The 205-nt window shown below is 74.6% G+C and carries 1 protein-coding gene; it reads right to left on the bottom strand.

The window, feature by feature from the left end:
- The coding region (locus MRBLMU1_RS32775; protein ID WP_363510272.1) for an Ig-like domain-containing protein at nt 1-205 on the bottom strand (205 nt) is incomplete at both ends.

Raw genomic sequence — 205 nt, 5'->3', positions numbered from 1 at the left:
GCCGGGCCGACGTTGCCGGCGGCGTCGGTGGCGGTGGCGGTGAGGTTGTGGACGCCGGCCGCCAGGGTGCCGGTGGTGACGGTCCAGACGCCGTCGGCGTTGGCCACGCCGCTGCCGACCAGGGTGGCGCCGTCGTACAGCTTGACGGTGGCGCCGGCTTCGGCGCTGCCGGTGAGGGTCGGCGTGGCATCCTTGGTCAGCTTGT

It is taken from the genome of Burkholderia sp. LMU1-1-1.1, assembly GCF_040675865.1.
In the GTDB taxonomy this organism is placed as follows: domain Bacteria; phylum Pseudomonadota; class Gammaproteobacteria; order Burkholderiales; family Burkholderiaceae_D; genus Rugamonas.
The sequence above is the reverse complement of the archived record's forward strand: the minus strand, read 5'-3'. Positions and strand labels throughout refer to the sequence as shown.